Source organism: Amphritea sp. 1_MG-2023 (assembly GCF_030547545.1).
GTDB lineage: Bacteria > Pseudomonadota > Gammaproteobacteria > Pseudomonadales > Balneatricaceae > Amphritea.
Genome location: NZ_JAUOQE010000001.1, coordinates 1 through 14,009, shown reverse-complemented (window position 1 = coordinate 14,009; position 14,009 = coordinate 1). Strand labels below are relative to the sequence as shown.

The following is a 14,009-nucleotide window of genomic DNA, read 5'->3' as shown; positions in this document are numbered from 1 at the left end:
CGAATGAATGAACCTTGATACCTGTGGTTAACCTCATAGGTATCGGGCCAGAACAGAGGGTAAGGTAAACTAGAATGAGTCGAGCAGCTAAAATTACAGTTGATCTGGATGCAATCCGCCACAACTATCGATTGGCACGTTCCCTTAATACCGCAGGGCATGCGGTCGCGATTATCAAAGCGAATGCTTATGGGCATAATGCAATTGAGGTCGCTAAGGCGTTAGAAGCTGAAGCCGATGCGTTTGGTGTAGCCTGTCTCGAAGAGGGTGCCGAGCTTATTGAGGCGGGTATTCAGAAGCCGGTGTTGCTTCTTGAAGGGTATTTTGAAGTCAGTGAGCTGGATTATATCAGTGAGCATGGCGTCTGGTGTGCGGTGCACAGCCTCGCTCAGATTGAACAGATTGCTCAGGCGAAACTCAGTAAGCCAATTACCGTCTGGTTAAAAATGAATTCTGGGATGAACCGTTTAGGTGTTCATCCTGATGATTATCAAACGGCGTTTAAGCGCCTCAAGCAGCTAGATAATGTTGCCGATGTGGTCTTGATGACGCACTTCTTTAATGCCGATGAGTTAGCCGAGGCTGATACAGAGAAGCAGTTGGCGGTGTTTAATAAGGCCACTGAGGGATTGGATGCGCCTCATTGTATGGCTAACTCGGCGGCGGTGTTAGCGTGGCCGGATGCGCATCGTGATTGGATGCGCCCAGGCTTAATGCTCTATGGTGCGACGCCGTTCCCTGAGGCGCAAGAAAATGCCAATAAGCTGATTCCCGCGATGACACTGAGCTCTAAGGTGATTGCCGTGCGTGACGTGCAGCCGGGTGAAACCGTGGGTTATGCGGGGCTCTTTTGTGCCGATAAACCGACCCGTGTCGGCACCGTTGCCATGGGGTATGCCGATGGCTATCCTCGTCATGCGGTGACTGGTACGCCGGTATGGATTAACGGTCAGCGTAGCCGTATTGTCGGACGAGTTTCCATGGATATGCTGGGTGTTGATCTCACGGATATTGAGGGGGCTGATATCGGCACTGAAGTTGAGTTTTGGGGTAAAAATGTTACCGCCGCCGAGGTGGCAACTTATTGCGATACGATTCCTTATACATTATTCACCGGTATTACGCGCCGAGTGTATAAGCACTATTTAAATCGCTAGTTATTGGTTCTTGAATAAACCGGCCCTGTGCCGGTTTTTTTTTGAGCTTGGCTTATTGCTAAATCAGAGCGAACGAGACAGTGGCTTCTGTGTGCCAGCAGGGGTAATCTTGCCTGTATGATGACACACCGCGCGAGTGATGCGCGGTTGATAAACTGTAGAGGTATGCCATGAGATTGATACAAGAGGTGCAGCGGTTTTTGACGCTAATCTGTCTATCTGTTGTTGCGATGACGGCTGCGGCCGAGACTGGGAGTAGCGTTTGGCAGGTGAGTGACGGCGATCATGTGCTGTATCTCGGAGGCACCGTGCATGTGTTACGTCAGCAAGATTATCCCTTGCCGGTTGAATTCGATCGAGCCTTTTTGCGTGCCGACCGCTTAGTGTTCGAGACGGATCTGGCGCAATTACAAAGCGTCGCAGTACAGCAGCGCATGCAGCAAGCGATTCGCTATGGTGATGGCTCCGGTTTATCTCAGCGACTGTCCGCCGAGTTATATCAGCGTCTCGAGAGCGTCTGGCAACACTATGGCTTGCCGGTTGAGGTGTTGAATGAGTTACGTCCATCGGGGGTTGTGATTACGCTAACGATGCTCAACTTGAAACAGATGGGCGTCGATGCACAGGGTATCGATGATTTTTATTACACACGAGCCATGCAGCAGGGTAAACCGGTGTCTGGCTTAGAGAGTGTTGATCAGCAGATTGATTTTTTGTCGCGAATGGGTGAGGGCGATGAAGAAACCTTTATGCGCTTGTCGTTAGACGAACTCGATGAGTCGGCCGCATTGATCGATGAGATTCTCACTGCTTGGCGACGAGGGCATCTGGATGAGCTTGAACATCTGCTTGTGGATGATATGCGACGGGATTTTCCGGCGCAATATCAGACGCTACTGGTGGGACGAAATCAGCATTGGATGCCACAGATTAAGAATATGCTGCGCGATCGACCGGTCGAATTAGTGCTGGTGGGCAGTGGCCATCTGGCCGGTGAGGATGGCTTAATAGAGCAGTTACAGTTGGCGGGATATCAAGTGAAACGCCTACTGTAAGGTTGTTAGCACGTATTAAGTCGTCTTACTACGTGCTTTGTGAATCACACCGGCGATGCAATCGAGGCGTCAATCGCCTAGCTAACTAGCCATTGGTAGGCGTTGATGCTCGCCGAGCAGCTTCAGTAGTTGGCGTTTACCGTCTGGATCTTTACGGGTGACAACCTCACCCTCTTTGCGAAAGTGACTATCACGTAAACGGGATAGCCAGAACCGCATCGCCGCCACTTGCAGCATTGCGCCAAAGCTGCGTTGTTCATCGTTGTTTAGCGGACGAACACTCTGATAGCTGTCGAGTATTAATAGGGCTTTATTGAAATCATAGGACGCATCAGTCTCGTTATAACACCAAGCATTGAGAGTGATACAAAGGTCATAAAGATAGGGCGCAGAACAGGCATGATAGAAATCGATCAGGCCGCACAGGTTGTCGCCATCAAATAATGCATTGTCGGGAAAAAGATCCGCATGGATCGGCCCGTTGGGTAAACGATCCCAAGTAATTAATTCAGCCTGTTGCAGATTGTATTGCAACAACTGTTGATCTTCAGCGCATAGATGAGGCATCAACTTATCCCCCAGCGAATGACACCACTGATGAATATGGATTGCCTGATCGGCACGGAGTGATTCTGCTGCACGATGCATCTGTGCCAGTGTTAAGCCGATAATGCTCGCCTGTTGATCGTTAGGGGTGTCGAGTGGTGCCCCATCGAGGCGTGACATCAATACCGCAGGCCGATCATTAAGCTGACCAAACAGTTGCTGATTGTTCAAATGAATCGGGGTAGCGCAGGCAATGCCCTGCTGAGTTAGGTGTTCAATATAATCGAGAATAAAGGGTAGCTGTGTATCACTGACCGATTCGACCAAGGTCAGCACGAAACTTCCCTGAGTGGTGGTAACAAAGTAGTTAGTGTTTTCAACACCGGCTTCGATGCCCTGAAAATCTATCAGTTGGCCTACAGTGTATTGTTGCAGGTAGCGTTCAAGTTGCTCATGAGTGATGGGTGTATAAACAGACATCATTCGTTCCTTTATGCTGGCTTGGCAGCGCTTATCTAAAGCGCTGCTGCTGAGGATCGTTATATTTAGCCACGGTAATAGCGTTGTTCGATAAACGGTGTTTTAGCCACGCGCATTGGTAGCTGTTTACCGCGTACCAGAGCATATACTTCTGTATCCAGTACAGCATACTCAGTTGCGACATATCCCATCGCAATGGGGACACCCACGGTTGGACCGAAGCTGCCACTGGTCACTTCACCAATTTTAACGCCCTCGGCATTTTGTAATTCAGCGCCTTCGCGAATCGGCGCTTTGCCCTGAGCGATGAGGCCGATACGCTTACGGCGATAGTTTTTGTTAGCGATTTGATCAAAGATCTTGTCAGCACCGGGGAAACCACCGGCACGCTCGCCATCGGCACGACGGCATTTACTGATCGCCCAGATGAGGCTGCCTTCAATCGGCGTGGTGTTTTGATCCAAATCGTGACCATAGAGGCACAGCCCAGATTCAAGACGCAGTGAATCGCGCGCGCCAAGGCCAATAAACTCGACTTCAGGTTCAGCAATAAACAGGCGACACAGGCGCTCGGCTTGAGCGGCAGGAATAGAGATCTCATAACCATCTTCACCGGTATAGCCAGAACGACTGATGAAACATTCCACGCCATCAATGGTCATTTGACGGGAATCCATAAACACGAGATCGTTAACGGCGGGGCAGATGCGTGATAGTGCGAGCGCGGCTTTTGGTCCTTGCAGGGCAACTAAGGCACGATCATCGAGGACTTCCAACTCAACGCCTGCGCCAAGGTTTGCCTGCATATGTGCGATATCCTGAGCTTTACACGCGGCGTTAACCACGACATAGAGATAGTCACCGGCGTTGGTGACCATCAGATCATCCATAATACCGCCTTGCTCGTTGGTGAATAGGGCATAGCGTTGTTTGCCAACAGGCAGATCAATAATGTCGACGGGTACCAGTTTTTCCAGTTCAGCGGCTGCATTCGCACCACTGAGTTTGACCTGTCCCATATGAGACACATCAAATAGGCCGGCCTGTTCGCGGGTATGAATATGTTCTTTTTTAACCCCCAGCGGATACTGAACAGGCATTTCAAAGCCTGCAAAAGGGACCATCTTTCCGCCCAGTTCCAGATGCAGATTGTAAAGTGGTGTTTTGTTCAGTTCAGACATGAGTGTCTCCATTATAGATAGGCTGTTAAGCAGAATGTTGTTGCGCTCATCATGGCTTAATTGAACTCATATCGAGCTAGCGAGATTAAGCGACATCGGTAACATTGAAACTAGAGCAATAGAATAGATTAGCAATAGAATAGGTTTCCAATAGGAAACAAAGTTAATCTAAGAGGAAATATTTTGCAATAAAAAGTTACGCATTGAGGCTAGTTGATGTCGTCTTGAGACAATGTTGATGCGCAGGAGTGCTGCCGAGAGGGGCCTGAATCGACGATATGGGGGTCGTGGCGATCGTCGCCGCTTAAGTAGGCGGCGTCGAGAATCTTAAAATCGAAGGAGGCACCGATGAATCGATGCAGGGCTCCGTTAAGCGGTTACCCAAAGCACCACGGCATCTTTTGTACTGGTTGAAACTAAAGCATGGCCCATTTCACAGTCGTAATAAGCGCTATCGCCGGTGTGCAGTTCGATGGGCTCATAAAATTCACTATAAAACATAATACTGCCACTCAGTACGAGGAGAAATTCTTCGCCATCATGGCGTACCCAATCCTCATATTCATCCCAAGAGTGGGTGCGCACGGTGGTTTTGAACGGAATCATTTTTTTACTGGAAAGTTGCGTGGCCAGCATTTCGTGTTCATAGGTGGGGGTCGGATGGGGTTTGCCTTCGCCACAGCGAGTAATATCTCTGCGTCCCCCGCTGCCTGGGGTTTTCTTCTTCGGTTGCGTAAACAGTTGAGGGATATCGATACCCAAGCCTTTCACCAGTTTATTCACGGCGGTAAAGGTGGGTGAGATCTGTTCGTTTTCTATTTTAGACAAGGTTGAACGGGCCAATCCGGTGAGCTTGCTGGCTTCTTCGAGCGTCAGCTTTTGGCTCAGACGTATCTCCCGTACTCGCTTGCCTAATTCAAGGGGTTCTACCATCGCCTCTGCATTATTTTGCGTTGCAGAGAGATGTTGTTGAGATTCCTGAAGAAAGGAGGGCTTGTCTGGCATCGGGGGCTCCGCATAAACCTATACAGTGACGCGCTGTTGCGTATCGATCGTGGTTGGCAAGAAAAGGATTGCTGTTTCCAATAATATTACACAACCGTTATAGGCAAGGAAAGTCGCCTTTTTTATCGAGATTGGAATATTATGTGGAATATGTTTCTTATAGGAAACTTTTTGTTGATTTTGAGAAATCCCGCTGCTAATCTTCGATCCAGTTCTTGATAGGGCTTTTAAGCCGCTATGTATCAAGGTCGGGTTAACTCAACTGAAGCGTGGTTAACCTGAGATTTTTTAACGGGGATGTTTGGCTTGAGTCTTGGCTTGGGACATAACATGAGTATCGATGACGATGATATGGGAGCAACGAGACGGTGTCTTTAAGTATATTTGATCTCTTTAAGGTGGGGGTTGGCCCCTCAAGTTCCCATACGGTGGGACCTATGGTCGCAGCCAATCGTTTTATCGACGAGCTGAGTCAACGTGCTCAGCTAACTCAAGTTGAACAGGTGAAAGTCGGCCTTTATGGCTCGTTGGCGATGACGGGTAAGGGTCACTCTACCGATGTGGCGGTGATGATAGGTTTGCTGGGCGAAGTGCCCGATCAAGTCGATCCCGATAGCGTGCCGGTGTTGATCGAACAGATTAAGCAAACTCAGCAACTGATGCTGGCAGGGCAACGACAGATTCGCTTTTGTCCTGACACCGAGTTGTTGTTCCATTTTGCCGAGACATTGCCGAAACATCCTAATGGTATGCGTTTTCAGGCGTTTGATGCAGCGGGTATTATACTGCATGACGCCATTTTTTATTCCGTCGGTGGGGGCTTTGTCCTCAGTGATGCCGAGGCCGATCAGTCGTCAAGCGCTGAGCATGAAGTGCTACTGCCTTATGATTTTAATAACGGCATCGAATTACTCCAGCTGTGTAAAAACAGTGGCTTGAGCGTGGCGCAGATCATGCTGAAAAATGAGCAGGTGTGGCGCAGTGAAGAGGCAACCCGTGCCGGCTTGCGTCATATCTGGCAAGTGATGGATAGCTGTATTCGGCGTGGCTGTCAGCAGCAGGGTGACTTGCCCGGAGGCTTAGGCATTAAGCGTCGCGCCAATGAACTCTATAACGAGTTGCGTAATAGTCCAGAAGCTTCATTTAAAGATCAGCTAACAGTGATGGATTGGATCAATCTATTTGCCATTGCTGTCAACGAAGAAAATGCGGCGGGTGGTCGCGTGGTGACAGCACCAACCAACGGCGCGGCGGGTGTTATTCCGGCTGTGTTGGCCTATTACGATCGCTTTGTGCATGGTTCGAATGAACAAGGCATCTTCGATTTTCTCGCCACCGCCGCGGCGATCGGCATGTTATACAAGAAAAATGCCTCTATTTCTGCCGCGGAAGTCGGCTGTCAGGGTGAGATCGGCGTGGCGTGTTCGATGGCGGCTGGGGCGTTGTGTGCCGTGATGGGCGGTACCATTGAACAGGTTGAAAATGCCGCCGAGATCGGCATGGAACATAATTTAGGCTTAACCTGCGATCCGATTGAAGGCTTGGTACAGGTGCCCTGTATCGAACGTAACACCATGGGCGCGGTTAAAGCGATCAACGCCGCGCGTTTAGCGATGCGCGGCGATGGACAGCATCATGTATCGCTCGATTCGGTGATCGAAACCATGCGTCAAACCGGTGTCGATATGCAGGATAAATATAAAGAAACTTCACAGGGCGGGCTGGCGGTCAATGTCGTTGCCTGCTGATTTGAAATAGTTGAATTTAATCGCTCTCCAATGACCCAAGAGAATAACAATATGATGAACACTGAAGAGTATCGCGGTGACGCGATGAGTGCAGACTTTTTTACACAAGATCTAGCGGCACGTGATGCCGAAATTATGGCGGCGGTCAATGAAGAGTTTCACCGTCAAGAACATCAGATTGAGCTAATCGCCTCAGAAAACATCGTTTCTAAAGCGGTGATGCAGGCGCAGGGCACCGTGTTAACCAATAAGTATGCCGAAGGCTATCCGGGGCGTCGTTATTACGGTGGCTGTGAATATGTCGATAAAGCCGAAGGCTTAGCGATTGAACGGGCCAAGCAGCTGTTTAACTGCGAGTTTGTCAACGTGCAACCGCATTCTGGCGCACAGGCTAATGGCGCGGTGATGCTGGCGCTGTTGCAACCAGGCGATACCGTGCTGGGTATGTCGCTGGATGCCGGTGGTCACTTAACGCACGGTGCGCGTCCGGCGTTGTCGGGTAAATGGTTTAATGCGGTGCAGTATGGCGTGTCTAAAACCGATAACCGTATCGATTATGATGCGGTTGAAGCGCTGGCGGTCGAATGTCAGCCAAAAATGATTATTGCCGGTGGTTCTGCGATTCCTCGTGAAATTGATTTTGCCCGTTTCCGTGAAATTGCCGATAAAGTCGGTGCTTATCTGTTTGTTGATATGGCGCACATTGCCGGTTTGGTGGCAACAGGCTTACATCCTAGTCCGCTGCCTCATGCGGATGTCGTCACGACGACAACCCATAAGACACTGCGTGGACCTCGGGGTGGCATGATTCTCAGCAATAACCTTGAGATTGGTAAAAAGATTAACTCGGCGGTTTTCCCTGGTTTGCAAGGTGGCCCGCTGATGCATGTCATCGCGGCTAAAGCGGTGGCTTTCGGTGAAGCGTTGCGACCTGAATTTAAAACCTATATTCAGCAGGTGATCGATAACGCTAAAGCACTGGCCAGTGTGATGGTTGAACGTGGTTGTGCGATTGTCACCGGCGGCACCGATACGCACCTGATGCTGGTAGATCTTCGGCCTAAAGGGTTAACCGGTAACGTGGTTGATGCGGCGCTAGAGCGTGCCGGCATTACCTGTAACAAAAATGGTATTCCGTTTGATCCAGAAAAACCGATGGTGACATCGGGTATCCGTCTGGGCACGCCAGCCGGAACAACACGAGGCTTTGGCACCGAAGAGTTCCGCCTGATTGGCAATTTGATTAACGACGTGCTCGATGGTCTGGTGGCTAATGCGGATGATAATGCTGCCGTGGAAGCCGAGGTTAAGGCGCAAGTTGAAGCCCTTTGTCAGCGCTTTCCACTGTACAAGTAACACCGAATAACGGTATTGATATTCACTGTAACGGTCGGGCGACCGATCTTAATTATATGGGACATACGACTATGAACATTCCAACTAACTACCGCTTTGCATCCAGCCATGAGTGGGTTCTGGATAACGGTGATGGAACGGTCACGATGGGTATCTCTGATCATGCACAGGAACTGCTGGGCGATGTAGTCTTCGTTGAACTGCCTGAAGTGGGTCGCGAAGTGGCGGCGGGTGAAGAGTTCTCACTGGTTGAATCGGTAAAAGCCGCGTCTGATATCTATGCACCCGTGGGTGGTGAAGTTATCGCCATTAACGAAGCGTTGGAAGATGAGCCTGAAATGGTGAATAACGAACCTTACGAGGGTGGTTGGATCGTTAAGATTAAGCTGACGGATACCGCTGAAGTTGAAGCATTACTCGATGCCAATGCTTATGCGGCGACGATTGCCGAAGAGAGCTGAGTTGTCTTGACGGTTGTTATCGACGATTCTGCTATGACGGTGTTGTGCAGCAGGGTCGTGTGAGATAATGACGGTCATGTCCCCCAGTCAGATCTTTTCGCAAATGCGGGGTGATATACGTGCATCCCGCACCCCTTTGATTTCAGATCAGGCGTTAACACGGCTGATCAGTTTAAACAGGTTATTGTAATGGCTACTGATAATTTTACTCCTACCCCTGCACTCAGTGTGTTGCAGCAGACGACAGACTTTACGCGTCGACATATTGGTCCGGATGCCGAGCAGACGGCAGCGATGCTGGCTGATTTGGGTGTCGGTTCTATCGAAGAACTGATGACGCAGACGGTGCCCGATTCGATCCGACTGGATGACGCGCTGACCATGGAGGATGCCGTATCAGAAGCCGATGCGTTGGCGATGCTACGCAGCCTAGCTGATCAGAATCAAGTTAACCGTTCTTACATCGGCATGGGTTATCACAATACCCTGGTGCCCAATGTTATTTTACGTAACGTGTTTGAAAATCCTGGCTGGTATACCGCGTATACACCGTATCAGCCTGAGATTGCTCAGGGCCGCCTGGAAGCTCTGCTGAACTATCAGCAGATGGTGATGGACCTCACCGGTATGGATCTGGCGAATGCATCACTCCTAGATGAAGCGACCGCTGCGGCGGAAGCGATGACGCTGTGCAAACGCTCTAACCGTAAAAAAACCGATGTATATTTTGTCGCTGATGATGTGCATCCACAAACCATCGACGTGATTAAAACCCGCGCCGAATATTTTGGTTTTGAGATTGTGGTTGGCAACCCAGTGACCGAACTGGATAACCATGATGTGTTTGGTGTGCAGCTACAATACCCCAGCACTTATGGCGATATCACCGATATCAAATCACTGATTGATAACGCCAAAGCGCAGAAGGCGATGGTTTCGGTCGCGGCCGACCCATTGGCGCTAGTACTGCTTAAATCGCCGGGCGAACTCGGCGCGGATGTGGTGTTAGGCTCGTCACAGCGTTTTGGTGTACCGATGGGCTTTGGTGGCCCACATGCGGCCTTCTTTGCCGCCAGCGAAAAGCTGAAACGTTCCGTCCCCGGCCGGATTATCGGTGTCTCTATCGATGCCAATGGTAATCAAGCGTTGCGCATGGCGATGCAAACCCGTGAGCAGCATATCCGTCGTGAGAAAGCCACGTCGAACATCTGTACTGCACAGGCATTATTGGCCAATATGGCATCGTTCTACTGTGTTTATCACGGCCCAGATGGCTTAAAAACCATTGCTGAGCGAGTCCACCGCCTGACAGCGATTCTGGCGAATGGCCTGAAAGCTAAAGGGGTGGCGGTTAACGATACCTATTTCGATACCCTGACGCTAACCTTGCCTGAAACTGCGGCTGACGCTTATCAGCGTGCCTTGGATGCTGGTTGTAACCTGCGTCAAATCGGTGCCGATAAGCTGGGTATCTCACTGGATGAAACCACCCGTCCAAGCGATGTTGCCGAGCTGTTTGATGTAATACTCGGTGCCGGTCACGGCTTGAGCATTGCTGATCTGGATGCTGAGATCGTTGCCGGTGCCGCCACCGGTATGACGGCTGAGATGCGTCGTAGCGATGCGATTCTCACCCACCCAACCTTCAACAGCTATCATAGCGAAACCGATATGCTGCGCTACATGAAGAAACTAGAGAATAAAGATTACTCTCTGGTTCACGGCATGATTCCGCTGGGATCTTGCACCATGAAGCTGAACGCTACCGCCGAAATGATACCGGTGAGCTGGCCTGAATTTTCCAATATTCACCCCTTCGCACCAGCCGATCAGGTGCAGGGCTACCATAAAATGCTTTCGTCATTAGAAGAGCAGTTGGTGGAAATCACCGGTTATGATGCGGTGTCACTGCAGCCAAACTCCGGTGCTTCGGGTGAATATGCCGGATTGCTGGCGATTCGTAAATATCAGCAATCGATTGGTGAAGGGGCGCGTAATATCTGCTTGATCCCATCCTCGGCACACGGCACCAACCCGGCCTCTGCGGCGATGGCCGATATGAAAATTATCGTTACTCGCTGTGATGAGAAGGGCAATGTCGATGTCGCTGATCTGCGCGCTAAGGCCGAACAGCATAAAGATGATCTGTCTTGCCTGATGATTACCTACCCATCCACGCACGGCGTGTATGAAGAAGATATCGTCGAAATCTGCGACATCATCCATAAAAATGGTGGTCAGGTGTATATGGATGGCGCCAATATGAACGCGCAGGTGGGTATCTCTAAACCTGGCCTGATCGGTTCTGATGTGTCACACCTTAACCTGCACAAAACCTTCGCTATCCCTCACGGTGGCGGTGGCCCAGGTATGGGGCCTATCGGTGTGAAGAGCCATTTAGCACCGTTCTTGGCAAGCCATAAAGTAAGCCCCGTTGAAGGATTGAATCCAGACAACGGTGCGGTAGCGGCAACGCCTTATGGGTCGGCATCGATTCTGCCGATCACCTGGATGTACAACTTGATGTTGGGTAAGTCCGGCCTGAAACGCTCAACTCAGATCGCGATTTTGAATGCCAACTATATGGCAGAGAAACTGTCGGCGTACTACCCAGTGCTCTACCGTGGCCGCAATAATAAAGTGGCGCATGAGTGCATCATCGATATCCGTCCATTGAAAGAAGCGTCCGGCGTTTCAGAAGAAGATATCGCTAAGCGTCTGATGGATTACGGTTTCCATGCACCGACCATGTCATTCCCCGTGGCCGGTACGCTGATGATCGAACCGACAGAATCTGAATCTAAAGTTGAACTCGATCGCTTTATCGAAGCGATGATTGAGATTAAAGCCGAAATCGATAAAGTGCAGAACGGTCAATGGCCTGCCGATAACAACCCGCTATGCCGTGCGCCGCATACTCAAGCGGATATCATGGCAGACGAATGGAACCGACCTTACACTCGTGAAGAAGCGGTTTTCCCGAACCGTGCAACTCGCGAGAATAAGTTCTGGCCAACCAACAACCGTATCGACAATGTCTATGGCGACCGGAACTTCATCTGTTCTTGCCCCAGCATCGAAACCTACATGGAAGACTGAATTTAGTTGATAACAACAATTCAAGTTGGAAACTAAAGGCCGCTATCTGCGGCCTTTTTTTATGATAACGACAATTCAAGTTGGAAACTAAAGGCCGATATCTCAGCTAAGCCGATGGTATCTGGGGTGAATATTTTAATATCAACAATCATTAAAGTTGACCATATAATCATATTCAACCATAATTTAAAAAAATATGAATATATGGTCATAAAATGGCTGGCAGAAAAGCAATAGGGAAACAGCTTTCAAAGGCTCGAAAAGAGAAAGGATTCACGCAATCACAAATATCAGAATCGTCTGGTTTGGATCAGGCCATCATCTCGAAGATAGAAAATGGCCGGTTTAATGGTTCATTGCGCATCTTTGAAGATTATCTGGATGCGCTCGACTTTGAGCTGGATATCTCACCTAAAAAGCGCGTATTACCACGTTTTGATGAGATAGAGGGGCTTTATGGAGAAGACTGATTATTACTTTCCTGAAAAAGTGAGCCGAATTGATGTGCAGGTTGGCGATACTCATTCAGGTATTCTGAAAAAAGCGGCCAGACACGAGTTTAATTATGATGATGTTGAGAGTCCGGCCATCTCTCTGACAATGGCACGCTCAGAAGATAAGATGGGCGTGATCACATACGGTGCTCTACACCCTATCTTTCGCCAGAACCTGCCTGAGGGCTATGTGCGGCATTACATTCATGAAAAACTCTTTCGTTTAAATAGAAATATTAAAGTCGATGATATGTTTCTGTTGGCCCTACAGATGGATAACGGCATTGGCCAATTAAATTACCAATCAGAGATCCAACTACCTACCATTCAAGAAACGACTTTAAGCGAGGTTCTAAAGTGGGATAGTCAGGAAGCCCTTTTTCCTCAGTTATTAGAAAAACATTACTTAAAAGGTATGCTTTCCGGTGTGCAGCCTAAAGTATTGATTAACTCAGCGAAGACTTCCGTTCATCAAAAGGACTTCATCGTGAAATCCTTTGATGAAGAATTGGATCTGCTGACCGTTAATGAGTTTGTGTGTATGTCAGCCGCCAAACATTGTGGCCTGAATCCTCCAAATTTCTATCTGTCAGAGAATTTAGAGAACTTCGTCATAGATCGCTTTGATTATGATGAAGTGGGGGAAAAGATTGGCTTTGAGGATTTCACCACTCTGCTTAAGAAAGGCGATTCATTTGATGCGAAGTACACAGGCTCCTATGAAAACCTACTTAAAGTCGTTGCAGGCATTACACACAGTAAAGAGCAGGTTGAGTTGGCGTATCGCTATATCGTCTTCAGTTGCCTGATCGGTAATGGTGATGCCCACCTGAAGAACTTTGCCCTTCAATATAATGCCGATCTGAGCGATATCCGCTTAACACCGCCTTACGATATTACGCATACGCTGATCTATCCTACGCTTGATAAAAGGTTGGCTTTAAAGCTGGATAACGATAAAGCGTTCCCTGATAAAAAAGCACTCATTAAGCTTGCTTCTGCTGTGCCGGGTTATGAGATCTATCATCCAGAAGTGATCATTCATGAACTGGCTGACGGCATCATGGAAAGCATTGAGAACTCTGCTGAGATTGATACCTTTACTGGGTTAAAGAAATCCATTCAGACGAATGTAATGGCTGTTAAAGGCGTAGCTTACAACCCGAAAGGTTATCGGTATAAGAAGAAAAAGAAATTTGATTTTGAACCTTAAGTTTCCTACTTCAACTATTTGTGCAGCGATAAAAAACCTCAATCTTGCGTATACATACATAGATTAAGGCTTTCAGGATATTAGGGAAGGTGCGAATAAGTCAATTACGCCTCTGGCTTACAGAGAAGCTGGAGATAAAGGCAACAGTTACAGGCATACTGGTTGTACGTCGAAAAATGTTAACGCTGAGATCCTGCTTCTCTGAAAGCCCCGA

11 protein-coding genes are annotated in these 14,009 nt (G+C 49.0%); 8 read left to right on the top strand and 3 right to left on the bottom strand.

Features of this window, described 5'->3' with window-relative positions:
• Positions 1-74: 74 nt before the first annotated feature.
• Together alr and Q4488_RS00050 are read left to right on the top strand one after the other, a co-directional pair.
• Positions 75-1,157, top strand: coding sequence for an alanine racemase (alr, locus tag Q4488_RS00055; RefSeq protein ID WP_303578399.1), 1,083 nt, complete (start codon positions 75-77; stop codon positions 1,155-1,157).
• Between the two features lie 170 nt (positions 1,158-1,327).
• Positions 1,328-2,212, top strand: coding sequence for a TraB/GumN family protein (locus Q4488_RS00050; RefSeq protein ID WP_303578398.1), 885 nt, complete (start codon positions 1,328-1,330; stop codon positions 2,210-2,212).
• Between the two features lie 81 nt (positions 2,213-2,293).
• Here the strand turns inward: Q4488_RS00050 and Q4488_RS00045 are convergent, their stop codons facing one another.
• The 3 genes from Q4488_RS00045 to Q4488_RS00035 form a co-directional block, all read right to left on the bottom strand.
• Complete coding sequence (locus tag Q4488_RS00045; RefSeq protein WP_303578397.1) at positions 2,294-3,238, bottom strand: homoserine kinase; 945 nt, start codon at positions 3,236-3,238, stop codon at positions 2,294-2,296.
• A gap of 65 nt (positions 3,239-3,303) precedes the next feature.
• On the bottom strand, positions 3,304-4,419 hold the full coding sequence (gcvT, locus tag Q4488_RS00040) for a glycine cleavage system aminomethyltransferase GcvT (protein WP_303578396.1): 1,116 nt from the start codon (positions 4,417-4,419) through the stop codon (positions 3,304-3,306).
• 369 nt (positions 4,420-4,788) lie between these two features.
• Positions 4,789-5,424, bottom strand: coding sequence for a helix-turn-helix domain-containing protein (locus Q4488_RS00035; RefSeq protein ID WP_303578395.1), 636 nt, complete (start codon positions 5,422-5,424; stop codon positions 4,789-4,791).
• 368 nt (positions 5,425-5,792) lie between these two features.
• On the opposite strand from Q4488_RS00035, the gene Q4488_RS00030 reads away from it, so the two are divergent.
• From Q4488_RS00030 to Q4488_RS00005, 6 genes are all read left to right on the top strand, one after another.
• On the top strand, positions 5,793-7,172 hold the full coding sequence (locus tag Q4488_RS00030) for an L-serine ammonia-lyase (protein WP_303578394.1): 1,380 nt from the start codon (positions 5,793-5,795) through the stop codon (positions 7,170-7,172).
• Between the two features lie 51 nt (positions 7,173-7,223).
• Entirely contained in the window at positions 7,224-8,528 is a 1,305-nt protein-coding gene (gene glyA, locus Q4488_RS00025; RefSeq protein ID WP_303578393.1) for a serine hydroxymethyltransferase, read from the top strand.
• A 71-nt stretch (positions 8,529-8,599) separates the two neighbouring features.
• Positions 8,600-8,989: a glycine cleavage system protein GcvH gene (gcvH, locus tag Q4488_RS00020; protein WP_303578392.1), complete on the top strand. Its 390-nt coding sequence runs from the start codon at positions 8,600-8,602 to the stop codon at positions 8,987-8,989.
• A 189-nt stretch (positions 8,990-9,178) separates the two neighbouring features.
• The gene (gene gcvP / locus Q4488_RS00015; protein WP_303578391.1) at positions 9,179-12,088 is read left to right on the top strand and encodes an aminomethyl-transferring glycine dehydrogenase; all 2,910 of its coding nucleotides are present in this window, start codon (positions 9,179-9,181) and stop codon (positions 12,086-12,088) included.
• 215 nt (positions 12,089-12,303) lie between these two features.
• The gene (locus Q4488_RS00010; protein WP_303578390.1) at positions 12,304-12,558 is read left to right on the top strand and encodes a helix-turn-helix domain-containing protein; all 255 of its coding nucleotides are present in this window, start codon (positions 12,304-12,306) and stop codon (positions 12,556-12,558) included.
• Positions 12,545-13,795, top strand: a complete 1,251-nt coding sequence (locus tag Q4488_RS00005) for a type II toxin-antitoxin system HipA family toxin (protein WP_303578389.1) — start codon at positions 12,545-12,547, stop codon at positions 13,793-13,795. Before Q4488_RS00010 ends, Q4488_RS00005 begins: the two co-directional genes overlap by 14 nt.
• Positions 13,796-14,009 lie beyond the last annotated feature (214 nt).